Consider the following 722-nt stretch of genomic DNA (forward strand, 5'->3'; position numbering starts at 1 on the left):
GTTCATAATTAAAATAAATCCTTGTTATTTATGAAATTAATTATAATTTATAAATAAATGGAAATTAATAATGTGTTTCAATTTGGTATTTATAGGAAAATTAACTGTTACATGGTTATTATTTATTTTATCCCGATTTTTGTTTCTTATTATAGCGTTTGCTAATGAAACTTAGATCTTGAACATAAAATACATTCTTCGTCTTTAATATAACACTTGAAAGTAACCGTAAGTCGAGGCTTTCATACTCAAGGCTGACATACTGTTTAAAACGCCAAACCACTTTAACTGCAAACGGCGATGTCGTTGCGGTTTTAAATGAGCAATTGCTTCACATTTTAAGTGGCTGATTCGTAAAATGGATTGCGGTCTGCCATGACAATAGGCAAGGTGTTGAATAATACGAATCACTCATATAAGGCCATCCATGACAACAACTGGTCACGTGCATTTTTATATTGGCACTTACACCAACCCACCGAGTACGAGCACGGGCATTGCGCGTCTATCGCTGAACACTGATACGGGTGAACTGACTCGGCTTGACGATGTTGTAGTTCAACGTAATCCGTCCTATCTCACGACCACCGAACACGGGCTGTATACGTTTAGCGAAATGGATAGAAATGAAGGTGCAGAGCTCGCGTTTTTTCGCGATAGTGAATCCGTCTCTTTGCCGATTAATGGCGATTATCCGTGTCATTTGGATATCAAACAACCTT

Annotated in this window: 1 protein-coding gene; it reads left to right on the top strand. The window is 37.4% G+C overall.

Translation table 11 applies throughout. The features are described 5' to 3' along the window. Positions 1–427: 427 nt before the first annotated feature. On the top strand, positions 428–722 hold a 295-nt coding region (locus R7O13_RS26875; protein WP_318305209.1), incomplete at its 3' end, for a beta-propeller fold lactonase family protein.

It is taken from the genome of Vibrio sp. Y176 (assembly GCF_033438945.1).